The 25,639-nt window shown below is 58.7% G+C and carries 26 protein-coding genes; 12 read left to right on the top strand and 14 right to left on the bottom strand.

What is annotated here, in order from left to right:
• Positions 1-89 precede the first annotated feature (89 nt).
• The 3 genes from FP026_RS28895 to FP026_RS28885 all read right to left on the bottom strand — a co-directional run bounded on the left by FP026_RS28895 (position 90) and on the right by FP026_RS28885 (position 3,501).
• Positions 90-932: a fumarylacetoacetate hydrolase family protein gene (locus FP026_RS28895; RefSeq protein ID WP_149637995.1), complete on the bottom strand. Its 843-nt coding sequence runs from the start codon at positions 930-932 to the stop codon at positions 90-92.
• 133 nt (positions 933-1,065) lie between these two features.
• Positions 1,066-2,484, bottom strand: a complete 1,419-nt coding sequence (locus tag FP026_RS28890) for a pyridoxal phosphate-dependent decarboxylase family protein (RefSeq protein WP_149637994.1) — start codon at positions 2,482-2,484, stop codon at positions 1,066-1,068.
• A gap of 63 nt (positions 2,485-2,547) precedes the next feature.
• Entirely contained in the window at positions 2,548-3,501 is a 954-nt protein-coding gene (locus tag FP026_RS28885) for a glutathione S-transferase family protein (protein ID WP_149637993.1), read from the bottom strand.
• 176 nt (positions 3,502-3,677) lie between these two features.
• Here FP026_RS28885 and FP026_RS28880 point away from each other — a divergent pair, with 176 nt between their 5' ends.
• Positions 3,678-3,968 carry a DUF2218 domain-containing protein gene (locus FP026_RS28880; RefSeq protein WP_149637992.1) on the top strand — a complete coding sequence of 97 codons (291 nt, stop codon included), beginning with the start codon at positions 3,678-3,680 and terminating at the stop codon, positions 3,966-3,968.
• A 78-nt stretch (positions 3,969-4,046) separates the two neighbouring features.
• On the top strand, positions 4,047-4,646 hold the full coding sequence (locus FP026_RS28875) for a nitroreductase family protein (RefSeq protein WP_149637991.1): 600 nt from the start codon (positions 4,047-4,049) through the stop codon (positions 4,644-4,646).
• A 70-nt stretch (positions 4,647-4,716) separates the two neighbouring features.
• On the opposite strand, the gene gyrB is transcribed toward FP026_RS28875, so the two are convergent.
• From gyrB to FP026_RS28850, 5 genes are all read right to left on the bottom strand, one after another.
• Positions 4,717-7,152, bottom strand: coding sequence for a DNA topoisomerase (ATP-hydrolyzing) subunit B (gyrB, locus tag FP026_RS28870; RefSeq protein WP_149637990.1), 2,436 nt, complete (start codon positions 7,150-7,152; stop codon positions 4,717-4,719).
• Positions 7,153-7,408: 256 nt separating this feature from the next.
• Positions 7,409-7,774 carry a helix-turn-helix domain-containing protein gene (locus FP026_RS28865; RefSeq protein ID WP_149637989.1) on the bottom strand — a complete coding sequence of 122 codons (366 nt, stop codon included), beginning with the start codon at positions 7,772-7,774 and terminating at the stop codon, positions 7,409-7,411.
• Complete coding sequence (locus FP026_RS28860; protein WP_149637988.1) at positions 7,771-8,355, bottom strand: Smr/MutS family protein; 585 nt, start codon at positions 8,353-8,355, stop codon at positions 7,771-7,773. The genes FP026_RS28865 and FP026_RS28860 overlap by 4 nt, the downstream gene beginning before the upstream one ends.
• A complete protein-coding gene (gene mltA, locus FP026_RS28855) occupies positions 8,355-9,473 on the bottom strand; it encodes a murein transglycosylase A (protein ID WP_149637987.1) in 1,119 nt (372 codons plus the stop codon). The genes FP026_RS28860 and mltA overlap by 1 nt, the downstream gene beginning before the upstream one ends.
• Entirely contained in the window at positions 9,470-10,171 is a 702-nt protein-coding gene (locus FP026_RS28850; RefSeq protein WP_149637986.1) for a Tim44/TimA family putative adaptor protein, read from the bottom strand. The genes mltA and FP026_RS28850 overlap by 4 nt, the downstream gene beginning before the upstream one ends.
• A gap of 146 nt (positions 10,172-10,317) precedes the next feature.
• Between FP026_RS28850 and FP026_RS28845 the strand changes: the two genes are divergently transcribed.
• Entirely contained in the window at positions 10,318-10,836 is a 519-nt protein-coding gene (locus tag FP026_RS28845) for an FxsA family protein (protein WP_149637985.1), read from the top strand.
• 93 nt (positions 10,837-10,929) lie between these two features.
• Positions 10,930-11,412, top strand: coding sequence for a protein-export chaperone SecB (secB, locus tag FP026_RS28840; RefSeq protein ID WP_112339883.1), 483 nt, complete (start codon positions 10,930-10,932; stop codon positions 11,410-11,412).
• Between the two features lie 78 nt (positions 11,413-11,490).
• Here the strand turns inward: secB and dnaQ are convergent, their stop codons facing one another.
• Genes dnaQ through FP026_RS28815 form a run of 5 tightly spaced genes read right to left on the bottom strand, consistent with a single transcriptional unit; the run spans position 11,491 to position 15,125 of the window.
• Positions 11,491-12,207 (bottom strand): DNA polymerase III subunit epsilon, encoded by a 717-nt coding sequence (gene dnaQ / locus FP026_RS28835; RefSeq protein ID WP_149637984.1) that lies wholly within the window; start codon positions 12,205-12,207, stop codon positions 11,491-11,493.
• A 14-nt stretch (positions 12,208-12,221) separates the two neighbouring features.
• Entirely contained in the window at positions 12,222-12,821 is a 600-nt protein-coding gene (gene coaE / locus FP026_RS28830; protein ID WP_149637983.1) for a dephospho-CoA kinase, read from the bottom strand.
• Positions 12,821-13,678 carry a shikimate dehydrogenase gene (locus tag FP026_RS28825; protein WP_149637982.1) on the bottom strand — a complete coding sequence of 286 codons (858 nt, stop codon included), beginning with the start codon at positions 13,676-13,678 and terminating at the stop codon, positions 12,821-12,823. The genes coaE and FP026_RS28825 overlap by 1 nt, the downstream gene beginning before the upstream one ends.
• Positions 13,671-14,270, bottom strand: coding sequence for a Maf-like protein (locus tag FP026_RS28820; RefSeq protein ID WP_149637981.1), 600 nt, complete (start codon positions 14,268-14,270; stop codon positions 13,671-13,673). Before FP026_RS28820 ends, FP026_RS28825 begins: the two co-directional genes overlap by 8 nt.
• Positions 14,271-14,303: 33 nt before the next feature.
• On the bottom strand, positions 14,304-15,125 hold the full coding sequence (locus FP026_RS28815; RefSeq protein WP_149637980.1) for a pyruvate, water dikinase regulatory protein: 822 nt from the start codon (positions 15,123-15,125) through the stop codon (positions 14,304-14,306).
• 401 nt (positions 15,126-15,526) lie between these two features.
• Here FP026_RS28815 and hemE point away from each other — a divergent pair, with 401 nt between their 5' ends.
• The 8 genes from hemE to FP026_RS28775 all read left to right on the top strand — a co-directional run bounded on the left by hemE (position 15,527) and on the right by FP026_RS28775 (position 24,412).
• The gene (gene hemE, locus FP026_RS28810) at positions 15,527-16,564 is read left to right on the top strand and encodes a uroporphyrinogen decarboxylase (protein ID WP_149637979.1); all 1,038 of its coding nucleotides are present in this window, start codon (positions 15,527-15,529) and stop codon (positions 16,562-16,564) included.
• Positions 16,561-17,106 carry a protoporphyrinogen oxidase HemJ gene (gene hemJ / locus FP026_RS28805; RefSeq protein WP_188112712.1) on the top strand — a complete coding sequence of 182 codons (546 nt, stop codon included), beginning with the start codon at positions 16,561-16,563 and terminating at the stop codon, positions 17,104-17,106. The genes hemE and hemJ overlap by 4 nt, the downstream gene beginning before the upstream one ends.
• A 200-nt stretch (positions 17,107-17,306) precedes the next feature.
• Positions 17,307-18,572 (top strand): transcription termination factor Rho, encoded by a 1,266-nt coding sequence (gene rho / locus FP026_RS28800; protein ID WP_015341775.1) that lies wholly within the window; start codon positions 17,307-17,309, stop codon positions 18,570-18,572.
• Positions 18,573-18,726: 154 nt separating this feature from the next.
• Positions 18,727-20,046, top strand: a complete 1,320-nt coding sequence (mnmE, locus tag FP026_RS28795; RefSeq protein ID WP_188112711.1) for a tRNA uridine-5-carboxymethylaminomethyl(34) synthesis GTPase MnmE — start codon at positions 18,727-18,729, stop codon at positions 20,044-20,046.
• 108 nt (positions 20,047-20,154) lie between these two features.
• Positions 20,155-22,035: a tRNA uridine-5-carboxymethylaminomethyl(34) synthesis enzyme MnmG gene (gene mnmG / locus FP026_RS28790; protein ID WP_149637978.1), complete on the top strand. Its 1,881-nt coding sequence runs from the start codon at positions 20,155-20,157 to the stop codon at positions 22,033-22,035.
• A gap of 26 nt (positions 22,036-22,061) precedes the next feature.
• On the top strand, positions 22,062-22,679 hold the full coding sequence (gene rsmG / locus FP026_RS28785; RefSeq protein ID WP_149637977.1) for a 16S rRNA (guanine(527)-N(7))-methyltransferase RsmG: 618 nt from the start codon (positions 22,062-22,064) through the stop codon (positions 22,677-22,679).
• 19 nt (positions 22,680-22,698) lie between these two features.
• Positions 22,699-23,496 carry a ParA family protein gene (locus tag FP026_RS28780; protein ID WP_149637976.1) on the top strand — a complete coding sequence of 266 codons (798 nt, stop codon included), beginning with the start codon at positions 22,699-22,701 and terminating at the stop codon, positions 23,494-23,496.
• 31 nt (positions 23,497-23,527) lie between these two features.
• Complete coding sequence (locus FP026_RS28775) at positions 23,528-24,412, top strand: ParB/RepB/Spo0J family partition protein (RefSeq protein ID WP_149637975.1); 885 nt, start codon at positions 23,528-23,530, stop codon at positions 24,410-24,412.
• Between the two features lie 183 nt (positions 24,413-24,595).
• On the opposite strand, the gene holA is transcribed toward FP026_RS28775, so the two are convergent.
• The gene (holA, locus tag FP026_RS28770) at positions 24,596-25,633 is read right to left on the bottom strand and encodes a DNA polymerase III subunit delta (RefSeq protein WP_149637974.1); all 1,038 of its coding nucleotides are present in this window, start codon (positions 25,631-25,633) and stop codon (positions 24,596-24,598) included.
• Positions 25,634-25,639: the final 6 nt, after the last annotated feature.

Raw genomic sequence — 25,639 nt, 5'->3', positions numbered from 1 at the left:
CCGCCGGTTCTTCCTATAAAAACGCCGGAGAATCGCTTCTCCGGCATCGACAATGATCTCAAAAAGTTAAAGTTCCTGAGCCGTACACGTTATGCGTCGGCGAGGAAGGTCTGGCGCTGGGAGCCAAGGCCCTCCATGCCGAGCTCGACGACATCGCCCGGCTTCAAATATTGCGGTGGCTTCATGCCCATGCCGACGCCCGGAGGCGTACCGGTGGAGATGACATCGCCTGGATGCAGCGACATGAACTGGCTGAGATAGGAAACGAGGTAGGCGACGCCATAGACCATTGTCTTGGTCGAGCCATTCTGCATCATCTCGCCGTTGACCTTCAGCCACATGCCGAGATTCTGCGGATCGGCGATCTCATCCTTGGTGACGAGCCAGGGGCCGATCGGGCCGAAGGTGTCGCAGGACTTGCCCTTGGTCCACTGTCCCGAGCGTTCCGTCTGGAAGGCGCGTTCGGAGACATCGTGGGAAACGCAGTAACCGGCGACATAGTCGAGAGCATCGGCTTCGCTGACATATTTCGCAGTCTTGCCGATGACGACGCCGAGCTCGACTTCCCAATCGGTCTTTTCCGAACCGCGCGGGATCAGCACATTGTCGTTCGGGCCGACGATGGCCGAGCTTGCCTTCATGAAGATAATCGGCTCCGGCGGTACGGTGGCGCCGGTCTCGGCGGCGTGGTCCGAAAAATTCAGGCCGATGCAGATGAATTTGCCGGTGCCGGCAACGCAGGCGCCGAGGCGGCCTTCCGGCAGTTCGGGCAGACTGTTCGGATCGAGAGCCGCGATCTTCGCCAGACCGGCAGGCGAAATGGCATCGCCACCGATATCGGCGACATGAGCGGAGAGATCGCGGATCTTGCCGTCGCTATCCAAAAGCGCCGGCTTTTCCTTGCCGACTTCGCCAACACGCAACAATTTCATGGATTTTCCTTCCCTGCATTTTCAAAGACGAGATTGATGGCATCATATATGAACGAATCATTCACCAGTGTCATTAATCGATTTTTTGAGAGCCTAGCATGGCTCGGCCCTCCGCGCTGGAAAAACAGCTTTTCTAGTTCGGGGATAATGACCTGGCGATTTCGACGATGACGTCAAACGCCGTGTCGATATCATCAGCCGTCGCCTCGAACTGGCCAGCCTGGAAGCGAATGACCAGCCGGCCGCCGACACGGGTCTGCGTCAGATAGATGCGGCCGTCATTGTTGATCGCTGTCAGCAGGCGCTGGGTATGGCTTTCCTGATCGGCACCTGCAGGCGCCTTGTGATCGAAGGAGAACAGCGACAGGAAGGGCTCGGTGACGATTTCGAAATCCGGCTCTGCGGCAAGGCGCTTAGCCAGATTCTGCGACCAGGACACATGGTTGCGGATCATTGTCCGCAATCCTTCCAGGCCGTGATAGCGCAGGAGGAACCAGAGCTTCAGCGCGCGGAAGCGGCGGCCGAGCGGCACTGACCATTCCGAATAGTTGATGATGCCGTCATGGCCATGCGTGCGCAGATATTCAGGCTGGATCGCCAGCGTGCGGACCAACGTCTCCGGCTCGCGGACGAATTGGACGGAGCAATCGAATTGCGCGCCAAGCCACTTATGCGGGTTGAAGACGACGGAATCGGCCTGCTCGACGCCTTGCCAAAGAGCGCGGAATTCCGGACAGATCATCGCGGAGCCCGCCCAGGCGGCATCGACATGGACATAGAGCCCATGCGCATGAGCAACCTCGACGACAGCGGCGATATCGTCACAGGCGCCGACGCTGGTGCCGCCGACGCAGGCGATGACGCCGGCAGGCAAAAGCCCGGCCGCGCGATCGCGCTCTATGGCTGCGGCGAGTGCTCTCGGATCCATGGCCTTGTTGGGACCGCTCGAGGGAATGCGCACCAGGTTTTCCTCGCCGATGCCTGATATCCAGATGGCGCGGTCGATGGAGGTGTGGACCTGGTCGGTGGAATAGATGCGCACCGCCCTGCTGGCCGCGAGCCCGCTTCTGTTGCCCTGCCAATCCAACGCTCTCTCGCGCATCACGAGGACGGCGGCAAGCGTGGCGGTCGAAGCGGAATCCTGAACGACGCCGGTGAAGGTTTCCGGAAGACCGAGTGCCTGGCGCAGCCAATCACCGACCTTCGTTTCCAGCTCGGTTGCGGACGGCGATGTTTGCCACAGCATGCATTGTGCGGCGATGGCGCTGACCAGATATTCGGCAACCACTGAAACGGGGGCGGCATTGGCGGGGAAATAGGCAAAGAAGCGCGGGTGCTGCCAATGCGTCATGCCAGGCACAAGGATATCCTCAAAGTCTTTGAAGATATCCTCCATGGCTTCGCCTGTTACCGGCGGGCAGGCGGCGATGCGGGCGGCGATTTCTCCCGGCGCCATCTTCGCCCGGACCGGCCTGTCGCGAAGCGACGCGCGATAGTCCGCGCCCCAATGTGCGGCTTTCTCCGACCATTGCCGGAACTCCTCCCAATCCATGACGGTCCCCCCGCTTCGTCGAACGAGGCGGACCTTAGACCGGTTTTGGAGGGCGGTCGAGTATCAGAACAGCTCGTCGAGAGCAGGCCCAAGCGGCACGATGCCTGCGGGATTGAGCGTCGCTATCGAGTAGTAGCCGCGCTTGATATGATCGAAATTCACCGTTTCCGCAATGCCCGGCCAATCCAGCATACGACGGCAGAAGGATTGCAGATTGGCATAGTCCGACAAGCGGCGAAGATTGCACTTGAACAGGCCGTGATAGGCGACGTCGAAACGAACGAGGGTGACGAACAGCCTGATATCGCTTTCGGTGGGATTGATTGCAAAGAGGAAATCCTTGCCCTCCAGCTCCGTCTCGACCTGATCGAGACAATCGAATACCTCATTGAAGGCCTCCTCATAGGCGATCTGCGTCGTGGCGAAACCGGTGCGATAAACGCCGTTGTTGAGGGCGGGGTAGATCCGGGCATTGAAACGGTCGATCTCTTCCCGCTTGCCGGCTGGGTAAAGATCGATGTCATGCCTTGCGAGATCGCCGAAGCCGTCATTCAGCATGCGCAGGATATCCGATGATTCATTGTTGACGATCGTGCCGGTCTGTTTGTCCCAAAGGACCGGAACCGTGGCGCGGCCTGTGAAGGCCGGATCGGCTTTCGTATAGATCTCGTGCATGTAGGTGGCGCCATTTATCGGGTCGTTCGTGGTGCCGGGATAATCGCCGAACCGCCAGCCCTGCTTGGACAGGATAGGTTCGACGACGGAAACGGAAATGACCTCTTCCAGCCCCTTCAGCTTGCGGCCAATCAGGGTGCGCGACGCCCAAGGGCAGATCAGTGCGACATAAAGGTGATAGCGGCCGGCCTCTGCCTTGAAGCGTCCTTCACCCGTCGGTCCTGCGCGACCATGGGGCGTGACCCAATTGCGAAAGCTCGAAGTCTGGCGGACGAAGCCGCCCTTCTCGTCCTTGGCTTGGACCGGCTGCCAATCCTCAGTCCATTTCCCATTTACCAGCAAGGCTTTGTCTCCACTCGCGCGCGTTCCCTCATGAGGACAGCATAGCGGAACAGAATTTCACCGGAATAACGCAAACTTGAAACAGACTGTCTACCTCAAGGATGCGGATGGCCCTATGTATGGAAAGTGCTGACTGCGATCAGGTTTTGCGATCAGGTTTATTGGAGCATCATCCCATGGCGACATCCGTTTCCAACGTTAAAACCGACCATGCCAGCCGCTATCTCCAGCAGCTCTGCAAGCACTGGAGCCACCGCTTCAGCGTGGAATTCGACGCGGCCGCCGGCAAGGTGCCCTTCAGCCCGGGAAACTCGCTCGATCTGGCGGCCGAGCCTGGCACCCTGATCATGACGCTGACAGTCGAGAAGCCCGAAGATCTCGAGCGCATGCAGACTGTCGTCGCCGATCACCTCAAGCGCTTCGCCTTCCGCGAAGAGCTCGACGTGGCCTGGACTGCCCGAGTTTAAGTTCTCATCCTGTATTATAACCAGCCAACGGCCGGTTTTGACCGCCCGCGGCCGATCCTCTCTAAGGAAAGAAGCCCCGTGACATCAAGCAACAGCCGCGAATCCCAATATCCTATCGACAAGCTCTTTCTCGACCGCTGGTCTCCTCGCGCCTTTTCCAACGAGAGCATGCCGGAAGCCGATCTGCTGACCATTCTGGAAGCAGCGCATTGGGCACCCTCCGCCTCGAACCTGCAGCCCTGGCGCTTCCTCTATGCCCTGCGCGGCTCGGAGCATTGGGACAGGTTCCTGAGCGTCCTCATCGACTTCAACCAGGGCTGGGTAAAATCCGCATCCGCCCTGCTTTTCGTCATTTCGCGCACCCACAGTGGCGAGCTCGGCTCGGCCGAACAGAAGCCCAGCTACAGCCATTCCTTCGACGCGGGAACGGCTTGGGGCTTCCTGGCGATCCAGGCGCATCTAGCCGGCTACGAAGCCCATGGCATGACCGGCTTCCACGTCGAAAAATCCTATGAAGTTCTCGGCATTCCCGACGGTTTCCGCGTCGAAGCCGCCGTCGCGATCGGCAAGGTCGGCGACAAAAACCAGCTTCCGGAAAAGCTGCGCGAGCGCGAGGTGCCAAGCCAGCGTAAGCCGCTTTCGGAACTGGCCTTCAACGGCACCTTCATCGCCAAGTAATTGATAGAAAAGAAAAAGGCCCGTCGAAATATTCGCGGGCCTTTTTGATCTTCGTCGAGCGCTCAAGCGATCAGATGTCGAGATTGGCGACGTTCAGCGCATTGTCCTGAATGAACTCGCGCCGCGGCTCGACTTCGTCGCCCATGAGCCGGGCAAACAGGCCATCGGCATCGGTCGCGTCGGTCACCTTCACCTGCAGCAGGGAGCGAACATTCGGATCGAGCGTCGTTTCCCAGAGCTGCTCGGCATTCATTTCGCCGAGGCCTTTATAGCGCTGCAGCGTCAGGCCCTTGCGGCCGCCGGCAAAGATCGTATCCAGCAGCTTGCGCGGACCGGAGATCTCGGTTTCACCATCGCGGCGGACAAGCTTCGGCGGCGTGACGTAGACTTCCTTCAACCGTGTGCCGAGCTGGTCGATGAGGCGGGCATCCTGTGAGCCGATCAGCGCCATATCGAGGAAGACGACTTCCTTGACGCCGCGGACCGTGCGCTCGAAACGCAGGCCACCCTCACCCGTCAAGGCGCCGGTCCAGCCGCGCTCGGTCTCTTCGGCGATGAGGTCGAGCCTCCTGGCAACGTCATTGACGAGCACTTCGGCGCGGGCGGGATCGCTGACCATTTCGGCATTGAGAGCACCGGCGATGGCGGCCTGCTCGACCACGGAGCGATTGTAGCGGGAATGCAGATTGTCGATCAGCGTGCGCAGGCGCAGCGCGTCGTAGATCGCCTCGCGCAGATCCTGGCCGGCGCGCACTTCGCCGTTGCCGAGATGCAGGCTTGCATCGTCGGTGCCTTGGCCGATCAGATATTCTTCCAGCGCCTTCTCGTCCTTGACATATTGCACCGACTTGCCGCGCGTCACCTTATAGAGCGGCGGCTGGGCGATGTAGAGGTGGCCGCGCTCGATGAGATCGGGCATCTGACGGAAGAAGAAGGTCAGAAGCAGCGTGCGAATATGCGCGCCGTCGACGTCTGCGTCCGTCATGATGATGATCTTGTGATAGCGCAGTTTCTCGGCGTTGAACTCGTCCTTGCCGATGCCCGTGCCGAGCGCGGTGATCAACGTGCCGATTTCCTGGCTCGACAGCATCTTGTCGAAGCGGGCGCGCTCGACGTTCAGGATCTTGCCGCGCAGCGGCAGGATGGCCTGGTTTTCGCGCGACCGGCCCTGCTTGGCCGAACCGCCTGCCGAGTCGCCCTCGACGAGGAAGACTTCGGATTTGGCGGGATCGCGCTCGGAGCAATCGGCAAGCTTGCCAGGCAGCGAGGCGATATCCAGAGCGCCCTTGCGGCGGGTGAGTTCGCGCGCCTTGCGGGCAGCTTCGCGGGCGGCGGCGGCCTCGACGACCTTGCCGACCAGTACTTTGGCTTCGGACGGATGTTCTTCGAGCCAGGTGCTGAGCGCTTCGTTGACGAGGCTTTCGACGACGGGGCGAACCTCGGAGGAAACCAGCTTGTCCTTGGTCTGCGAGGAGAATTTCGGATCGGGAACCTTGACCGACAGCACGGCGGTGAGGCCTTCGCGGCAGTCGTCACCCGTCAGCGTCACCTTTTCCTTCTTGGTGATGCCCGAGCTGTCCGCATAAGAGGTGATCTGGCGCGTCAAGGCCGCGCGGAAGCCGGCCATATGGGTGCCGCCGTCACGCTGCGGGATGTTGTTGGTGAAGCAGAGCACGTTTTCATGGTAGCTGTCGTTCCACCACATCGCCACTTCGACGGTGATGCCGTCCTTTTCGCTGCGGATCGACACCGGCTGCTGAACGAGCGGCTTCTTGGCTCGATCGAGATAGGAAACGAAGGCTTCCAGGCCGCCGTCGTAAAGCAACTCTTCCTGCTTGACGTCGGAATGACGCTTGTCGGTCAAAAGGATGCGGACGCCGGAATTGAGGAAGGCAAGCTCGCGCAGCCGATGCTCGAGCGTGCTGTAATCGAACTCAATCATGGTGAAAGTTTCGGAGCTCGGCATGAAGCTGACTTCGGTGCCGGTGGCATCGCCGGCATCACCCGTCTCCTTCAGCGGCGCATCGGCCACGCCATGGGTGAAGCTCATTTCATGGATCTTGCCGTGACGGCGGATCTTCAGGCGCAGCCAGACGGACAGCGCGTTGACGACGGAGACGCCGACGCCGTGCAGGCCGCCGGAGACCTTGTAGGAATTCTGGTCGAACTTACCGCCAGCATGAAGCTGGGTCATGATAACTTCAGCTGCCGAAACACCTTCGCCGCTGTGAATGGCCGTGGGGATGCCGCGGCCGTTATCCGTGACCGTCACCGAGCCATCGGGATTGAGCGTCACCGTCACGATATCGGCGTGGCCGGCCAAGGCCTCGTCGATCGCGTTGTCGACGACCTCGTAGACCATGTGATGCAGGCCCGAGCCATCATCCGTGTCACCGATATACATGCCGGGACGCTTGCGCACTGCATCGAGGCCTTTGAGGACCTTGATGGAGTCTGCGCCATATTCGGCGTTGCCACCATTATCGGTTACGGATGTGTCGCTCATATATTGAAGTCTTTCCAGTGTTTTAGAGAACCCTGCCGATCCCTAGAGCATGATGCCGAAAAATGTGATCGGTTTCGGAACGACATCATACTTCTTTGAGTTTAGAGCGGATTCGGATTTTAGGTCGTACCGACCTAAAATCATCCGACTCCAACGAATCAGCGGTTTTTCCTAGCCTGTATATAGGATGTTTCGCCCTGAAGTTCCAAATGGAAGGCCCCGGAATCAGGTATAAAACAGGGGATTAAGGCGGTTTTCAGCCGGTTTTCCCGGCATTTTCCAAAACCCGCGTCAGTTCCCGGATCGTCGCGGCGTCAAGGCCACGGATCCTACCGGCCAAGTGATTGACGAAGGCCGTATATTCGGGTGCAAGCCCGGACGTATCGACGACGACGCGTGGATCGGAAAACCGGGCCAGCAGGAAGAGTTCTTCGGCTTCGTCCCAGATGATATTGAAATATCCGGCGATGCGCTGCAGCAGATCGAAGGTCGGCAAGCCGCGCTTTCCATGTTCTAAGGCGGATAAGTAAGCCGGAGTCACATTAAGAGCAGCTGCCATCTGCTTTTGCGAGACGCCCTTGCGCAGCCGCAGCTTGCGCACCGCTTCGCCGAACGGGGTCAAGGCTTCTCCCCCTTCAGGCGCGACAGGCGGATATAAAGCGCACCCTCGCCGCCGTGATGTTGCGCAGCTGTCTCATAGGAGGAGATCAGGAAGCGGAATTCAGGCTTGGAAAACCAGAGTGGTACGGCGCGCTTCAGCGCGCCCTCGCTGCCCATGGAGCTGCCTTTGCCCGTTATGACGAGCACATGGCGAAGGCCGCGGCTATGAGCCCGCAATAGGAAATCCAGAAGCATGGAATGCGCCTCGCTCTGGATGAGGCCATGAAGGTCGATCCGGGCTTCGAGTGCCAGATGACCTTTGGCGATCTTGCGCTTGACGGGACGCTCGAGCGGATGATGGCGGCCGGCCGGCTGCTTTACGGGCGCAGGGGCTTCCGACGCTTCTGCAGATACAGACGCCGATTTTGCCTTTGTGTTGCGGGCGCGTTCCTCGCTTTCGGCTTCCGCCTGCAGCGCCGCTTCAAAAGCCTCGATATCAGCCATTCGGCCCGGCATGGGGCGGGTGCTCTTGGCAACCTTACCCCAGAGGATGCGGTCTTCCGCGCTGAGCTTTCGATCCTTGTTCTGCCGTTCCGGGGCCATCAGCCGAACCTCTGCACCGCCGCCTTCGGAATAAGTATATAAAAATCGGCGTCATTGCGCACGGTGCCGGCGAGCTCTCCCGCATCATAGCCCGAACCGGTAAAGATATCTCCGCGCGCCGGCCCGACGATCGCCGAGCCCGTGTCGAGCGCCAGCATCAGCCGCGCGAAAGGCTTGCCGGCATCGAGATGCGTCAGGCTTTCCGAACGGATGAAGAAGGGGAAGCCGAAGGTGTGGATCAGCCGATCGATCGCAAGGGACCGGCCTGATACCAGCGGCACCTTGGCGGCCGCGATTGGACCCAGGGCCACATCGCTGACATCGGCCTCGCGGAAGAAGATATAGGATCGATTATGCCAGAGGATCTCGTCGACCTGATCCGCATGCGCATAGAGCCAGTTGCGGATCGTCTGCATGGAGATCGTGGTGCGATCCAGCAAGCCGCGCTCTATGAGCAAGCGCCCGACGGCCGAGAAGGGATGCCCCGCCTTGGCGGCATAGGTGATGCGGCCGAGACGCCCGTCCGGATAGCGCAGACGCGCCGCGCCCTGCACATGCACGAAGAAGACATCGACCTTGGATTTCGCCCAGGCGATTTCCAGCCCTTTCCCTTCCAGATAGCCGCGATCGATCTCGCCGCGGTCGGGATAGGCGGAAATCGAACCGCCCTGAAGCCTGCCGAACATGTAGGACGGATCGAGGTCGGCCGGGCGGTTGCTGTTATCGAGATCGATCAGATCGGCCGGGCGGCGATAAAAGGGATAGCTGTAGGTTTCATCCGCCTCGGCCGAAACTTCGATTTCCGGCTCGTAGAAGGCAGTCACGAAACCGGTCGCGCCGCCACCACGGCGAATGAAGAAAGGCCGGCAATGCTCCTCGAAAAAAGCCCGGGCCTCCACCGCATCGCGCGGTTCCCATCCTTCGGCGGCATCGAGGAGCGTCAGGAGATCATCCACAGTCAGTCCCACCGCACCCGTGCGATAGGGTTTGACTTCACGGATATAGGACCGACAGTCCCTCATCGCGCGAAAAAGGCTGGAAGGATCATCGTCCTTCCAGCCCTTCAGATCGGCGAAGGTTGCCGGCTCCAGCCTGAATTCCTGCGATGGGGTCGTCATTGTTCGGATTCGGTCGCCACGAGTTTCCAGTTCGGATCGCGCGAACGCGTGTCGCGGGCGAAGGTCCAGAGGTCACTGATCTCGGCCACGGCTTCGGCATCGCCATCGATCAAGGCACCGGCCTTGTCATAGGTGGCGGAAATCATCTGGCTGACGAGGCGCATGGTGATGAAGGATTCCGTTCCCTTCATCTCGGCGCTCAGGATATCAGCCTTGTCGATGCCGACGAAGGTCGATTTGACTTTCTCGCCCTTGGCCTCGCGATCGGCGATGGCGGCATCGAAACCGTCATAGACCTCGCGCGACAGCAGTCCCTTCAAGGACTTGCGATCGCCATCGGCAAAGGCCATGACGATCATTTCATAGGCCATGCGGGCGCCGTTGACGAATTCCTTCGGATTGAAGGCAGGGTCGGCCTTGCTCACCTCACGCAGCGATTCGTTCAGCGGCGTACCGGCCGGGGTGAAGGTATCGATGGCAGCGAAACGGTCTTCCTCTTCGGTCGTATCGCGCCGCGGCAGGGTCACGACCTTGCCGGCATCCGGCGGCGTCGGACCATTTGCCGGATCTGCAGAACCATAGAGATCGCGCGGCGGCTTCTCATTCCCCGTGCGGCGGCCAAGAACGCTGCGCAGCTGAAAGAAGATCAGCACCGCCGCCACCAGGAAAAAGATCGTCACAAAGTCGTTTGCACCCATCTCGTATCGGAACCACCGTTAAAATTAAAAGTTCAATCCCCATATAGTCTGCATCCTTCTATCATTCAAATAGCGGACCAGTTTCTTTATGATACGCGAGAAACCAACGCTTAGGCGAAGAAACCCGCTTTCAGGACCACCGTAACATGCGCCTATCGCTTCTTCCTATCTTCGTTTCTCTGATGCCTCTGGCGGAGATCGCCGGATTCATCGTCGTCGGAAAGATGATCGGCGTCTGGGCCACACTGGGGCTCGTCATCCTCAGCGTGCTGCTCGGTGCCGCTCTCCTCAGAATTCAAGGGATCGGGATCCTTCAGCGTATCTCGGCCGAAAGCCGCAATGGCGGCGATCCCGGCCGCGAGATGGTGCATGGCGCCATGATCGTCGTCGCCGCCTTTTTCCTGATGCTGCCTGGCTTCATTTCCGATATCATCGGCCTGCTGCTTTTCATTCCGGCGGTGCGCGATCTCGCCTGGACGGTCCTGCGCAGGCGCATCGTCGTCGTCGGCAATTCGCGCCCCTTCCGGCGAGGACAGGGTCCGGGCGCCGGTCCTCAAGACCGGCCGAATAATCCCGGAACCGTCGTCGATCTGGACGAAAGCGATTTCCATCGCGAGCCGGACCGCAACTCGCCATGGTCCGATCAGAAGCGTCTGAAGGACTAGTACAGCGCGCTCGAGCGCCGGGCCATAAGGGTTGTAAGCCCCTATTCTAAATGCTAGATGGCGACACCCATCGAGACGTGAGAGGACACCCCCATGGCCAACGAGACCAACGGCAACGGCGCAGCCAGCCCGAGCCTCAGCATCCTTGCTCAGTACACCAAGGATCTTTCCTTCGAAAATCCGGGTGCTCCGCGCTCGCTTCAGGCCCGGGAAAATGCTCCCGACATCAATATCAACGTCAATGTCAACGCCAACCCGTTGTCGGACGAGGATTTCGACGTCGTGCTGACGCTGAACGCCGAAGCCAAGGACGGCGAGCGCGTTCTCTTCCATACCGAGCTGGTCTATGGCGGCGTCTTCCGCGTCACCGGCTTCCCGCAGGAACACATGCTGCCGCTGCTCTTCATCGAATGCCCGCGCCTGCTGTTCCCCTTCGCGCGCCAGATCATCGCCGATGTCACGCGCAATGGCGGCTTCCCGCCGCTGATGATCGACCCGATCGATTTCGCGCAGATGTTCACGCAGCGCATGGCCGAAGAACAGGCCCGTGCCCAGGTTTCGGCCGTTCCGAACTGAGCCTGGATTTCTATTTTTCTGGAAACGAAAATGCCCGGATCACGTCCGGGCATTTTCTTTTGATGCTCAAAAGACGCTCTATTCGGAAGCGCCATATTTCGACCAGATCCCTTTTGCGCCGAGCTTGGCGATAAGCGCGGCATGAGCTGAAAGTTCTTCCTCGCTCAACCGGCTCGGCAATGGATTGGGCCGAGTAAAGATATCGGCGACAACATCCTCCGCATCCTCGCTCTGTCGCGAGCGCGACGACGAACCGATGACGCTGCCGAGACCGAGCGCGGTCTGCCGGCCGCCGATCATCTCGATATAGACTTCAGCCAGCAGTTCGGAGTCGAGCAGGGCTCCGTGTTTCGTGCGATGCGAATTGTCGATGCCGTAGCGGCGGCAGAGCGCATCCAGCGAATTCGGACCCATGGGATGCTTGCGCCGCGCCATGGCCAAGGTGTCGATCACCATATCCGGGAGGATCGGCGGCCGGCCGAGCCTTGCGAATTCGGCGTTGACGAAACCCATATCGAAGGTGGCGTTATGCGCGATCCATTTGGCATCGCCGAAAAATTCGAGGATCTGATCGGCGACGATTTCGAAGGCCGGCTTATCCTTCAGTGATTCATCGGTGATGCCGTGCACAGCAAGCGCATCGGGATGAACCTTGCGGTCGCCGGGGTTGATAAACAGATGCAGCGTCTTGCCGGTCGGGAAATGGTTGAAGAGCTCGATGCCGCCGATTTCGATGATACGGTCTGCCCTGTTGTCGAGCCCGGTGGTTTCCGTATCGAAGATGATTTCGCGCATTCGGTTCCGCTTTCCTATGTCTCGATCTGTTGCTTGCGCCGCAGATCCGCAATGATCTCTCTCACCTGCTCACGCGCCGCATCGATGCTTCCGCCCGTATCGATGACATAATCGGCGCGCGCCCGCTTTTCCGCGTCCGGCGTCTGCCGGGAGAGAATCATGTTGAATTTTTCCTCCGTCATGCCCGGTCGGGCAAGCACCCTCTGTCGCTGAATCTGTGGATCACAGCTGACGACGACGATCTTATCGACCCTCTCGTCCGCGCCGGTTTCGAACAGAAGCGGAATATCCAGCACCACCATATCGGCGCCTGCCTGCCGCTGACGTTCCAAGAACTCGCGCTCACGCTCACGAACGAGCGGATGGATAATGGCTTCGAGACGCTTGAAACCGGAGGGATCGCCCGCAAGCTTCCAGCTGAGTTCCTGCCGGTCGACTTTGCCATTGCCGGTCGTACCGGGGAAGGCAGCCTCGACCAGAGGAACCGCTTCGCCGCTATAAAGATCATGCACGACCGCATCGGAATCGTTCGCCGGGATTCCGGCTTCGGCAAAGAGTTTCGCCGAGGTGGATTTTCCCATGCCGATCGATCCCGTCAGCCCGATCCTGATCATCAATGCTTTTCCATATCCGCGATGATCAACGCCCTTAAAGTATCATCAACCACCGGACGCTTTCCGAACCATTTCTCGAAACCCGGTACGGCCTGATGCAACAGCATGCCAAGACCATCGACGATGGCAAAACCCTGTTCCTCAGCCTGCGCCAGAAGCGGCGTCTTCAGGGGTACATAGACAATGTCGGTGACGACAGCCCCTTGTGCAAGAGGCGAGAAATCGATAGGCGGCGCAGCTTCGCCGTCCATGCCGAGCGAGGTCGTGTTGATGAAAAGGCCGGCACCTTGCATGACATCCTTGAGCGCTGCCATCGGATGGGCATGAACCCGTTCGCCGAACCGATCCGCCAATTCCCGCGCCCGCTCGACCGTGCGGTTGACGACATGAATTTCCCTGAAGCCGCGATCGCGCACGGCCTGTATCACCGCCCGACTGGCGCCGCCCGCCCCGAGGATCACGGCGCTATCGCTGCGATCCCAGCCGGGATGCCGCTCATCGAGGTTCGCCGTGAAACCGCCGCCATCGGTATTCGTCGCATGCAGTAGTCCGTCTTCGAGCCATAATGTGTTGGATGCGCCAAGTTCTTCCGAAAGCACGTCCGGCCGATCGGCGAGTTTGAACGCCGCTTCCTTGTGAGGGATTGTGACATTGCCGCCGACGAAGCCGCTGGTGCCAGCTTTCAGAGACGCGATGAAGGCAGCGAAGTCCTCTGCGGAAACTTCATGCGCGCGATAGCTGCCGGCCACGCCAAGCTGCCGCAGCCAGTAACCGTGGATCAGCGGCGAGCGCGAATGCTTGATCGGATAACCCGTTACGAAAGCGTTTACGACCGGTGTTTCACGTGAATCATCCATCGATCGCCCCCAATTCGCGCAGTTTTTCAAGCAGCGGCAACATCGGCAACCCGACAATCGTGAAATAATCGCCGTCGATTTTCGAGAAGAGCTGGATGCCCTCTCCCTCGAGCTGATAGGCGCCGACACTAGACAATGCCTTCTCTCCGACGCGGCCGAGATGCCGGTGGATGAAATCAGCCGGGAGCTCCCGCATGGTCAGATCGGCGTGAGACACATGCTCCCAGATGATATCGCCATTGCGCGCGAGCGCGATGGCGCTGTTCAGGCGATGCATCTTGCCCGAGAGGGTCCGCAGATGATTTTCCGCATCCGCCATCGTCTTCGGCTTGTGGAAGACCTGGACGCCGAGCGACATGGTCTGATCCGAACCGATGACGAGCGAACCGGGGAAGCGATCGCTGACGTCCTTCGCCTTCGCCTTCGCCAGTACGAGCGCGACGGTATCCGGACTGGCGCCATCCCGTTCGAGCGGGGCTTCGATCGCGCGTTCGTCGATATCGGCGGCTATGGCCTGGAAATGCAATCCGGCATTTTCCATCAGCACTCGTCGGAACGGGCTGGATGATGCAAGAATAAGGGGCACGGTCATGACGGCTGCCTCCGAGATAATAATGTGCAGCGCTTAACGCAGCTTGGGGCGCAGGGCAACAATGGCGGCAGCGGTCTCTTCGATCGAGCGCCGCGTGACATCGATGATCGGCCAATTGTGCCGCGCACAGAGCGAGCGGGCATATTTCAACTCTTCGGAGATGGCGGCGCGATCCGTATAGTCACCACGATCGAAACCGGGCGTCGTGCCGAGAATGCGGTTTTCGCGTACCTGCGAGATCCGGTCCGTCGTTGCCACCAGTCCGACGATCAATGGCTTCGTCGCCCTGCTCAAGCTCTCCGGCAACGGCACGCCGTGGACGATGGGGATATTCGCGGTCTTGATGCCGCGATTGGCCAGATAGATGCTTGTTGGCGTTTTCGAGGTGCGGCTGATGCCGATGATGACGACATCGGCATCGTCATAATCATCCGGCATCTGCCCGTCATCGTGATCCATGGTGAAGTTCAGCGCTTCGATGCGGGCGAAATAGTCGGCATTCATCACATGCTGCGCGCCCACCCGGCGGCGCGATGCCGTGCCGAGATAGGTCTGGAAGACATTCATGACCGGTTCGAGAACATTGACGCAGGGCACGCCCATCTCCTTGCACCGCTCGGCAATGAAATCGGCGAGTTCACGATCGACGATCGTATAAAGGACGATGCCGGGGCTGTTGTCGATCGCTTCCAGAACCGGCAGCAGCTGCTTGCGATTCCGAATCAGCGGATAAACGTGCTCGATCGGCTGGCTGGCATGGAATTGCACCGAGGCGGCGCGACCGGCGGAGATGAGAGTCTCACCCGTTGAGTCAGAAATCAGGTGCAGATGAAAGAAGCTCGTTCGGTTTTCCACGCTACTTTCCATCACCTGTTGATATCTCGGGAGAAAAGAGAGGTACGAGAAGGGGCCCGTCCTCGGCAAGTGGAAAACGGCCGAGTTTTCCACATTTGGGATTTTCGAGAGAACGCTTTCGCGGCGGCTGTGGGCAATGTGGACAAGATCGGCAATGCCTCGTTCATCCCCGACTTGTCCCCAGAAGGAGAAGAGCCAAATTTCTCTTCAACCTCCTAAAAAGATTAGAAAATCGCCTTTCTTTTCCACATATCGAATTGCGATTTCGAAATCTCTCCAGATTTATGCGCAAGGCGCGACAAATTGGACAGGCAAGGGATGAACTTTAATCCTTGCTACTCACCGACTCTAAGAAATAGAAACCTTTCTATATATCTTTGATTTTATATAGGACGACGTCTGTGAGCGATGAACGCCGGAAGATCATGCGAGTGCTGAGCGGCGAAACGCTCACCCCTCCCCCTCTCTGGCTGATGCGGCAGGCGGGCCGTTATCTTCCCGAGTATCGGGAAACTCGCGCGAAGGCGGGGAGCTTCCTCGATCTCTGTTATACGCCCGACCATGCGGTCGAGGTGACGCTGCAGCCGATCCGGCGTTATGGCTTCGATGCCGCCATTCTCTTTTCCGACATCCTGGTCATCCCTGACGCATTGAAGCGGAACGTTCGCTTCACCGAAGGGCATGGGCCGGAGATGGATCCGATCGATGAGACAGGGATCCTGGCGTTGAAGCCGGAGGGCATCATGGCGCATCTGGCGCCGGTCATGGAGACGGTACGACGATTGCGCCAGGAGCTGCCGGTGGAGACGACGCTTCTCGGCTTCTGCGGGGCACCCTGGACCGTTGCGACCTACATGATCGCCGGCCATGGCACGCCCGATCAGGCCCCTGCCCGGCTGTTTGCCTATCGCCATCCTCAAGCGTTCGAGCATCTCTTGATGCTGCTTGCTGATATCTCCGCCGATTATCTCGTGGAGCAGATCGATGCCGGCGCCGATGCCGTGCAGATTTTCGATTCCTGGGCCGGCGTGCTTGGCGAGAAGGAATTCGAGGCTTTCGCGGTCAAGCCGGTTGCGAAAATGATTGCGTCGGTGAAGGCACGGCGGCCAAAGGCCCGGGTGATCGCTTTCGCCAAGGGTGCGGGCTATCTGCTGAAAACCTACCGGCAGAAGACGGGTGCCGATGCGATCGGTCTCGACTGGTCGGTGCCGCTCGCTTTTGCGCAGGAGCTTCAGAAGGACGGACCTGTTCAGGGAAATCTCGATCCCATGCGCGTAGTTGCTGGCGGCAAGGCGCTGGAGGACGGGATCGACGATATTCTGCAGCATCTCGGACAGGGGCCGCTGATTTTCAATCTTGGGCATGGGATAACGCCACAGGCCGATCCCGACAATGTCGCGGTGCTTGTCGAGCGCGTGCGGGGATGGAGGAACCGATGACGGTGGAGAAGCAGACGGACACCGCTCCGGGCCAAAGAGCCGGACGACGCGCGTATTTCATGATCCTCATTTTTGCCGTTTTGGCGATTGGCCTGTTCGCCTGGCATCCGGCCGATCTTTATCTCTGGATCAAGGCGCTGCATATCATCGCGGTCATTTCGTGGATGGCCGGCATGTTCTATCTGCCGCGGCTTTTCGTCTATCATACCGATGCCGAGCCGGGCTCGCAGCAATCCGAGACGTTCAAGGTGATGGAGCAGCGGCTGCTGCGCTACATCATCAACCCGGCAATGATTCTGACCTGGATTTTCGGGCTGTATCTCGCCTGGTCGGTCTATGATTTCCAGGGCGGCTGGCTGCATGCCAAGATCGGGCTTGTTGTGTTGCTTTCGGCCGTTCACGGTCATTTCAGCGGCGCCGTGCGCGCCTTTGCCCGTGACGAAAACAAGCATTCCGCCCGGTACTGGCGGATGATGAACGAAGCGCCGACGCTTCTGATGATCGCAATCGTCATCCTCGTGGTCGTAAAGCCGTTTGCGTGAAGCGTGGGCTGAATTAGGGGCGCGTTAAATTTCCTTCATTTTGCGTGCCCCCCTTGCGGTTCGGAAAGTGAGTCGCTATTTTCCCGCCATCTTCTCTTCGTGGCATGTATTCCATTCTGTCGCCCGCGAGCGCCCCAATCGCGGTTCTGAATACGAGCAACATTGCCTTTCCCCTCTTAAAAAAACGAGTAATTCCCTTCATGGCTGAAATGAAGCTTCAGGAACTGAAAAATAAATCCCCGACCGATCTCCTGGCCTTCGCCGAATCGCTCGAGGTCGAAAACGCCAGCACGATGCGCAAACAGGAACTGATGTTTGCAATCCTGAAGGAACTGGCGAGCCAGGACGTAGAAATCATCGGCGAGGGCGTCGTCGAAGTTCTGCAGGACGGCTTCGGTTTCTTGCGTTCCGCGAATGCAAACTATCTTCCCGGTCCGGACGACATTTACATCTCTCCCTCCCAGATCCGCCGCTTCTCGCTGAAGACGGGCGACACGGTCGAGGGACCGATCCGCGGACCGAAGGAAGGCGAGCGCTATTTCGCTCTGCTGAAAGTCAACACCATCAATTTCGACGACCCGGAAAAGATCCGTCACAAGGTACACTTCGACAATCTGACGCCGCTCTATCCGAACGAGCGTTTCCGCATGGAACTCGACGTACCCACGTCGAAGGATCTTTCGCCCCGCGTGATCGACCTTGTCGCGCCGCTCGGCAAGGGCCAGCGTGGTCTGATCGTTGCACCGCCGCGTACGGGCAAGACCGTTCTCCTGCAAAACATCGCCCATTCGATCACCGCCAATCATCCGGACTGCTATCTGATCGTTCTCTTGATCGATGAACGCCCGGAAGAAGTGACCGACATGCAGCGCTCCGTCCGTGGCGAAGTCATCTCTTCGACCTTCGACGAGCCGGCCGTGCGCCATGTCCAGGTCGCCGAAATGGTGATCGAGAAGGCCAAGCGTCTCGTCGAGCATGGCCGCGACGTCGTCATCCTGCTCGATTCGATTACCCGCCTCGGACGTGCCTACAACACCGTCGTTCCCTCCTCCGGTAAGGTTTTGACCGGTGGTGTCGACGCCAACGCCCTGCAGCGCCCGAAGCGCTTCTTCGGTGCCGCCCGTAACATCGAAGAAGGTGGTTCGCTGACAATCATCGCAACGGCGCTGATCGATACCGGCAGCCGCATGGACGAAGTCATCTTCGAAGAATTCAAGGGTACCGGTAACTCGGAAATCGTGCTCGACCGCAAGGTAGCCGACAAGCGTATCTTCCCGGCGATGGATATTCTCAAATCCGGTACGCGTAAGGAAGACCTGCTGGTGCCGCGCCAGGATCTCCAGAAGATCTTCGTCCTGCGCCGCATCCTCGCGCCGATGGGCACGACGGACGCAATCGAGTTCCTGATCGACAAGCTCAAGCAGACGAAGAACAACCCGGATTTCTTCGACTCGATGAACACATAATCATTAGCCGGATTCTTCGGGCAGCCCGCTTTGGAGATACTGTTAACATGCTATGATCGGGGTCGCCTTTTAGCGGCCCCGATTTCGTTTTAATGAGCGGGATTCCTTGAGGCGAGATAATCGACGGAGATCGATTCGGATACGGATCAATTCAATGGCGGCAGACGACACAATCTATGCACTCTCCAGCGGCGGCTTGCCGGCCGGCGTCGCCGTGATCCGCATTAGTGGGCGCTCGGCATTTCCCGTCACTCAATCCCTTGCCGGGACATTGCCTACCCCGCGACAGGCTATGCTTAAAACGATTCGGACTCGTAACGGTTTAACCATCGACCGGGGACTTGTTCTGATTTTTCCGGGGCCAGCCTCTTTTACCGGGGAGGATTGCGTCGAGATTCATGTTCATGGCGGCAAAGCCGTCGTGAATGCGCTTCTGGCGGAGCTCGCCACCTTCGATCGGTGCCGTCTTGCGGAACATGGAGAATTCTCGCGCCGTGCGCTTGAGAACGGCAAAATGGATCTTGTCGAGGTGGAGGGCCTAGCGGACCTCATTGGCGCCGAGACAGAAATGCAGCGCCGGCTCGCGTTGGAACACGCTGCTGGTGGACTATCGGAGCTCTATAATGGCTGGGCTGACCGGCTGACGCGTGCACGTGCGCTGATCGAAGCGGAGCTGGATTTCGCTGACGAGGACGATGTGCCCGGCTCCGTATCGGATATGGTATGGGCGGATATGAAGCGCCTGCATTCCGAGCTGTCTGATCATCTCAAGGGTGCTGATCTTGGTGAGATTATCCGCGACGGTTTGAAGGTGGTGATTGCCGGGCCGCCGAATGCCGGCAAATCCAGCTTGATGAATGCGTTGGCAAAGCGTGAGGTGGCAATCGTCACGGACATTGCCGGAACGACGCGGGACGTTCTGCATGTCGACCTGAATATCGAGGGATATGCCGTCAAGCTTTATGATACGGCCGGCTTGCGGGAAACCGACGAAATTGTCGAGCGCGAGGGGATACGCCGCGCCCTTAAGACCGTCGCTGATGCCGATCTTGTTCTGTCATTGGCGGAGATCGGCGATCGTCCGCAGCTGGATTTTCCCGGTTTCTCGGGCAAGATCGTCACGCTGGGGACAAAATCGGACTTGCATCATGGTCAAGGCGGCGGTGAATATGACGTGCTTATCTCATCAGAGACCGGCGGCGGACTGTCGGCGCTGCACCAATTTCTTCGGCAAGATCTGCAAGATCGTTCAGAATCTCTATCGTTGGCATTGCCGAGCCGCTTGCGGCATAGGACGCTACTCAACGAGAGTCTCGCCGCCGTTGCGGCAGCACTTGCTTCCGAGGATCGGGGTCTCGATATCAGGGCTGAGTATTTGCGGCAGGCAGCCACGAGCCTAGGACGCATAACGGGGCGCGTCGATCTCGAGGATTTGCTGGATGTCATTTTCTCGGAATTCTGTATCGGCAAGTGATTCACGTGAAACATGTCCGATTGGTTTGACGGATCGGCGTTTCACGTGAAACCTTCTTGACTCCTGAAATTGGTGTGCCAAACAGACGGCACGACCGAGGACTTGATGATGTTCGATGAAGTATATGATGTGATCGTTGTGGGAGGCGGCCATGCCGGCAGCGAGGCCGCGGCCGCGGCTGCGCGTCTGGGCGCGCGCACCGCACTGGTGACACATAAGCGAGACACGATCGGCGTCATGTCCTGCAACCCCGCGATCGGCGGTCTCGGCAAGGGTCATCTCGTACGGGAAATCGACGCGCTCGACGGCTTGATGGGGCGGGTTGCCGATGCGGCCGGTATTCAATTCCGGATGCTCAATCGCAAGAAAGGGCCTGCTGTCCGCGGACCGCGTACGCAGGCGGATCGTAAGCTTTATCGTTTGGCCATGCAGGCCGAAATCGGTGCGATCGGCAATCTCGACGTCATTGAGGGTGATGCATTTGATCTCATCCTTGAGCGAGGGCGCGTGTCCGCAGTCACGTTGAAGGATGGCAGGGTCATCCGTTGTGGCGCCGTCGTTCTGACCACCGGAACGTTTCTCCGCGGTCTTATCCATATTGGCGACAAGAAAATTCCGGCAGGCCGCGTCGGCGAAGAGCCTTCGGTGGGCCTTTCGGGAACGCTGCTGCGGTATGGGCTTGCCCTCGGTCGCTTGAAGACGGGAACCCCGGCTCGCCTCGACGGTACGACGATCGACTGGGACGCCGTTGGAAGACAGGGTGCGGATGAAGATCCCACGCCCTTTTCTTTCATGACAGATTCCATCGTGAATCCGCAAATCGAATGCGGGGTGACGCGAACGACCCCGGAGACGCATAGGATCATTGCCGATAATCTCAAACGTTCGGCGATGTATTCCGGGCAGATCGAAGGCGTCGGACCGCGCTATTGCCCCTCCATTGAAGACAAGATCGTGAAGTTTGGTGAGCGTGATGGCCACCAGATATTCCTGGAGCCGGAGGGCCTCGATGATACGACCGTTTACCCCAACGGTATATCAACCTCCCTTCCCGAGGATGTTCAGGAGGAGTTCATCAAAACCATTCCGGGTCTGGAACGAGTCAAAATCCTCCAACACGCCTACGCCATTGAATATGATCACGTGGATCCGCGCGAGCTGAAACTCTCCCTAGAGGTGGAAAAGATTCCGGGTCTCTTCCTGGCTGGTCAGATCAACGGCACGACGGGATATGAAGAGGCTGGCGCGCAGGGCCTCGTTGCCGGCTTGAACGCCGCGCGTCTTGCTTCGGGGGGTGAAGCCATCCAATTCAGCCGGACGGACTCCTATATCGGTGTGATGATCGATGATCTGACGTCGCGCGGTGTTGCGGAACCCTATCGTATGTTTACCTCCCGCGCAGAATATCGCCTTTCGCTGCGGGCTGACAATGCGGATGTGCGCCTGACGCCGATTGGCTTGTCTATTGGTTGCGTTGGTGCTGATCGTGCATCGCGTTTCGATCGGTATTTGGCGAAGCTTGAGCAAGCTCGCATTCGCCTGAAAGGTTTGAAGGTCACTCCAAGCGAAGCCGAAAAAGCCGGGATGCATCTGAACAAGGATGGTCAGTGGCGTTCCGCCTATGAGCTGCTCTCGCATCCGGGGCAATCGATCAAAGCACTGTCGCGGCTTTGGCCGGAGCTGCAATCCATGGAACGGGGCATTGCCGAAGCGGTCGAGATCGAAGCGGCCTATGCGGTTTATATGGATCGACAGACAGCCGATATAGCCCAGGCCCGGAGAGAGGAAGAGCGTGCTATTCCCTCCGACTTCGACTTCGCTGTTCTCTCAGGACTGTCCAACGAGCTGAAGCAGAAGCTGGCCGCAGCAAATCCCAAGAACATTGCTCAAGCGTCGCGGATCGATGGGATGACTCCGGCGGCCATATCTCTATTGCTGGCGCATCTGAGAAAGATGGGCAATCAGGATGCACAGAAGCTCGTATCCTGATACTACAAGGTTAGAGAGTCCAAAGCATGGAATTGAACGGTGTACGTGTTTCACGTGAAACACAGGAACGACTGCAGCATTTTGCCGAACTCTTCCAGAAGTGGGCGAAAACTATCAATCTTGTGGCGCCCTCTACCATTGACGACCTCTGGCGCCGTCATATTGCCGATAGTGCACAGATCTTTCAGCTCCATCCCACGCCGAGCCATTGGGTCGATCTAGGTAGCGGCGGCGGCTTTCCCGGGGTGATAACGGCGATTCTCCTGGCTGAAACGGGCGCCGGACATGTCGATTTAATCGAGAGCAATCAGAAGAAGGCCGCTTTCCTGCGCGTATGCCTACGGGAATGCGAAGCCCGAGGCGCGGTTCATGCGGTTCGCATCGAAGAGGCACCCGGCATCATCACGCATTGCGATGTCATCTCGGCGCGAGCTCTCGCGGAACTGGAGTTGCTGCTGGATTACGCGGCGCCCTGGCGCGAGCGCAATGAAAATCTGCGCCTTTTCCTGCATAAAGGCCGGGATTACGAACGCGAGCTCGCGAAAGCCCGTGGTCGTTGGGAATTCGATCTGGTAAAACATCGGAGTGTCGTCGAGCGAGATTCCGTCATTTTGGAGCTCACTCGCCTGCGACGCCTGAATTAACCATAATTGGATGCGGCAGATGATCGGCGAGCGAAACCGGATTATTACCATCGCAAATCAAAAGGGTGGCGTCGGCAAGACAACGACCGCCATCAACCTGGCGACTGCGCTTGCCGCGATCGGCGAGCGCGTCCTGATCGTTGATCTCGATCCACAGGGTAATGCCAGCACGGGTCTCGGTATCGAACGGCGGGATCGCAAGCTATCCTCCTACGATCTTCTGGTCGGCACTCATTCGATCATGGATACCGTACAGGAAACCGCCGTCCCCAATCTCTTCATCGTGCCATCGACAATGGACCTGCTCGGTATTGAGATGGAGATCGCACAGCAGTCGGATCGTGTCTTTAAGCTTCGCCGGGCGCTGAATACACCGGAAGCCCTCGCCTTTTCCTATATCCTGGTCGATTGCCCGCCATCCTTCAATTTGCTGACGATGAATGCCATGGCGGCGGCACATTCCGTGCTTGTGCCGTTGCAGTGCGAATTTTTCGCACTGGAAGGCCTCAGTCAGCTCCTGGAAACCGTCGATCAGGTTCGCCGCACGGTCAATCCGTCCCTGGATATTCAGGGGATTGTTTTAACGATGTTTGATTCCCGCAACAATCTGGCCCAGCAGGTGGTCAGCGATGTCCGCACCCATCTGGGTGAGAAAGTCTACCATACGTTGATCCCACGCAACGTACGCGTGTCTGAGGCGCCTTCTTATGGCAAGCCGGCCATTCTCTACGACCTGAAATGCGCAGGCAGCCAGGCCTATCTGCAATTGGCCTCGGAAGTGATCCAGAGAGAACGGCAGCGCAAGGCTGCCGCATGAGATAGTAATTGTTCCAGAGTGAGTATCGGTGATGAATGATGATCTTTCGAAGCGACGTCTCGGGCGCGGACTGGCGGCTCTCATTGGAGAGATGGACCAGCCGACACCGGTGGATGCGGGCAAATCAGCCGTCAACCCGGATCGTCTGGTGCCGATCGAATTCATCAGCCGTAACCCGCGAAACCCGCGGCGCTATTTCGATGAAACCGAGCTGCATGATCTAGCCAGCTCCATCCGCCAGCACGGCATCGTCCAGCCGGTTGTAGCCCGGACGATTTCGGCGGATCGCTATGAGATCATAGCCGGCGAAAGACGCTGGAGAGCGGCACAGCTTGCCGGCTTGATCGAAATTCCGGTCATTGTCCGGGATGTCGATGACAAGACCGCCCTCGAAATTGCAATCGTTGAAAACGTCCAGCGTGCCGACCTCAACCCACTGGAAGAGGCATTGGGCTATGAACAGTTGATTGCCGAGCATGGCTATACGCAAAACGATCTCGGCGAAATCATTGGCAAAAGCCGCAGCCATGTCGCTAACTCGCTACGACTATTGAAGCTGCCCGATCCGGTGCGCGATATGCTTGCCGGCGGCAGTCTTTCTGCCGGCCATGCGCGTGCCCTGGTATCGACATCCGATCCGGCCTCGCTGGCCCGCACCATTGTTTCCAAGGGCATGTCGGTGCGCGATGCCGAGCGGCTGGCGCAGAATGACATCAAGGCGCAGAACGATCCCCGTCCCGTAGGTGCCCGTAAGGACGAGAAGGATTCCGATACGCTGGCGCTGGAGCGCACGCTCTCCGATACGCTCGGCCTGGATGTTTCGATCAATCATCGCGGCAACGGCGGCCAGGTGAAGATCAGCTATAAGACGCTGGAGCAGCTCGAGGAGATCTGCCGGCTGCTGGAGCGGCGCTGAAGGCAGTCAGCCGACCAAGGAAAAACCGGATCCATTAGAGCGTTTCCGCGATTCGAAGAAAAGCGGAAACGCTCTAACCCTTTGCTTCGACGCAATTCCGGACGGAAAACCGCTACGCACTTTCTTGGAATTGCTCTAGAAATAGCCCTGTGGCCTCTTGGGCTGGTCATTTCCGGTGAGACATCAACCCTTTCGGGCCGATTGCAAGGTGGTTGCCAACAGGGTCTGAGTGGCAATGGTATCTTCCAGGCTGGCACGCTGGCGTGTCTGCAGAATAGCTGTCTGCAATCTGTTCATTTCCCGGGCAATGGCGGGCGCGGTCCAGCTTCTCAGTGCCTGTTCGATGATGGGCTTGCGCCGGAAATGCAGATGACGGCCATGTGTCTGCATGACCTGAGCAGGGGCGAGCCGCTTTTCATCCATCTCAGCTCGCATCGTGTCAAGCATCTGAAACTGCCTCAGACAGCCTTGAAGCACGAGGAACATTGGAGTTTTAGATGAAGCGATCCTCTGCATGGCGCGCAGGAAAGCTTCCAAATCACCCTTCAGAATGGCATCGACGGCGTCATCTGCGGAAACGGCGCTAGCGTCACCGATAATTTCGATGACATGCTGCTCCTCGATCATGTCCTGGCCGCGGCAATATAGGGCAAGCTTGCGCACCTCGTTGCGGGACGCGATGCGATCGCCTCCGAGAAGCTCCAGCAGCGTCTGGCGAGCGGCCTGCGTGATACGCAGCCCCTCGTTTGCCAGCTCAGTATCTATCAAGCTGTTGAGCGCCCTGACATCATCGGCATAACAAGGAATGGTGGCGATGCTGCGAGCCGGCTCCGCGACCTTGCGCAGCCCCGATCCTTTCTTGAGGTCGCCGGCTTCGATGATGACAAAGCTGGCATCCGGAGGATTGTCGGCAACGATCTGCAGCGAATCGATGAGTGCCTTTTCGTTGGCGGCACCGCGAATCCAGACGAGCTTCTCGCCGCCGAACAGACCAATGGCATTCACTTCATCAAGCAGGCGGCCGGCATCATTCTGCAGGTCCGCGACGTCGAGTTTGATAAGGGAGAAGGCATCGTTCAGGTCGACACCGGTTTTGCCGGCTATTTGCGCGGCACGTTCGGATACCAGGCCGCGATCCGGCCCATAAATGACAAAGATGCGGTAGTTTCGCGCGGCATTTTGGAGGAATCCGTCGAATTCGTGAGACTTGATTTCCGCCATGCCGCG

The sequence above is a fragment of the Martinezella tropici genome (assembly GCF_008370325.1).
Classification (GTDB): Bacteria; Pseudomonadota; Alphaproteobacteria; order Rhizobiales; family Rhizobiaceae; genus Rhizobium; species Rhizobium tropici_B.
The sequence above is the reverse complement of the archived record's forward strand: the minus strand, read 5'-3'. Positions and strand labels throughout refer to the sequence as shown.

What these genes read in the sequence shown, in the direction of transcription:
- mnmG (WP_149637978.1), top strand. Translation starts at nt 20,155, where the DNA reads ATGTTCGATGAAGTATATGATGTGATCGTTGTGGGAGGCGGCCATGCC.
- FP026_RS28880 (WP_149637992.1), top strand. Translation starts at nt 3,678, where the DNA reads ATGGCGACATCCGTTTCCAACGTTAAAACCGACCATGCCAGCCGCTAT.
- FP026_RS28820 (WP_149637981.1), bottom strand. Translation starts at nt 14,270, where the DNA reads ATGACCGTGCCCCTTATTCTTGCATCATCCAGCCCGTTCCGACGAGTG.
- rsmG (WP_149637977.1), top strand. Translation starts at nt 22,062, where the DNA reads ATGGAATTGAACGGTGTACGTGTTTCACGTGAAACACAGGAACGACTG.
- hemJ (WP_188112712.1), top strand. Translation starts at nt 16,561, where the DNA reads ATGACGGTGGAGAAGCAGACGGACACCGCTCCGGGCCAAAGAGCCGGA.
- dnaQ (WP_149637984.1), bottom strand. Translation starts at nt 12,207, where the DNA reads ATGCGCGAAATCATCTTCGATACGGAAACCACCGGGCTCGACAACAGG.
- secB (WP_112339883.1), top strand. Translation starts at nt 10,930, where the DNA reads ATGGCCAACGAGACCAACGGCAACGGCGCAGCCAGCCCGAGCCTCAGC.
- mltA (WP_149637987.1), bottom strand. Translation starts at nt 9,473, where the DNA reads ATGACGACCCCATCGCAGGAATTCAGGCTGGAGCCGGCAACCTTCGCC.
- FP026_RS28845 (WP_149637985.1), top strand. Translation starts at nt 10,318, where the DNA reads ATGCGCCTATCGCTTCTTCCTATCTTCGTTTCTCTGATGCCTCTGGCG.
- gyrB (WP_149637990.1), bottom strand. Translation starts at nt 7,152, where the DNA reads ATGAGCGACACATCCGTAACCGATAATGGTGGCAACGCCGAATATGGC.
- FP026_RS28860 (WP_149637988.1), bottom strand. Translation starts at nt 8,355, where the DNA reads ATGGCCCCGGAACGGCAGAACAAGGATCGAAAGCTCAGCGCGGAAGAC.
- FP026_RS28775 (WP_149637975.1), top strand. Translation starts at nt 23,528, where the DNA reads ATGAATGATGATCTTTCGAAGCGACGTCTCGGGCGCGGACTGGCGGCT.
- FP026_RS28780 (WP_149637976.1), top strand. Translation starts at nt 22,699, where the DNA reads ATGATCGGCGAGCGAAACCGGATTATTACCATCGCAAATCAAAAGGGT.
- FP026_RS28825 (WP_149637982.1), bottom strand. Translation starts at nt 13,678, where the DNA reads ATGGATGATTCACGTGAAACACCGGTCGTAAACGCTTTCGTAACGGGT.
- FP026_RS28890 (WP_149637994.1), bottom strand. Translation starts at nt 2,484, where the DNA reads ATGGATTGGGAGGAGTTCCGGCAATGGTCGGAGAAAGCCGCACATTGG.
- FP026_RS28850 (WP_149637986.1), bottom strand. Translation starts at nt 10,171, where the DNA reads ATGGGTGCAAACGACTTTGTGACGATCTTTTTCCTGGTGGCGGCGGTG.
- holA (WP_149637974.1), bottom strand. Translation starts at nt 25,633, where the DNA reads ATGGCGGAAATCAAGTCTCACGAATTCGACGGATTCCTCCAAAATGCC.
- coaE (WP_149637983.1), bottom strand. Translation starts at nt 12,821, where the DNA reads ATGATCAGGATCGGGCTGACGGGATCGATCGGCATGGGAAAATCCACC.
- mnmE (WP_188112711.1), top strand. Translation starts at nt 18,727, where the DNA reads ATGGCGGCAGACGACACAATCTATGCACTCTCCAGCGGCGGCTTGCCG.
- rho (WP_015341775.1), top strand. Translation starts at nt 17,307, where the DNA reads ATGGCTGAAATGAAGCTTCAGGAACTGAAAAATAAATCCCCGACCGAT.
- FP026_RS28895 (WP_149637995.1), bottom strand. Translation starts at nt 932, where the DNA reads ATGAAATTGTTGCGTGTTGGCGAAGTCGGCAAGGAAAAGCCGGCGCTT.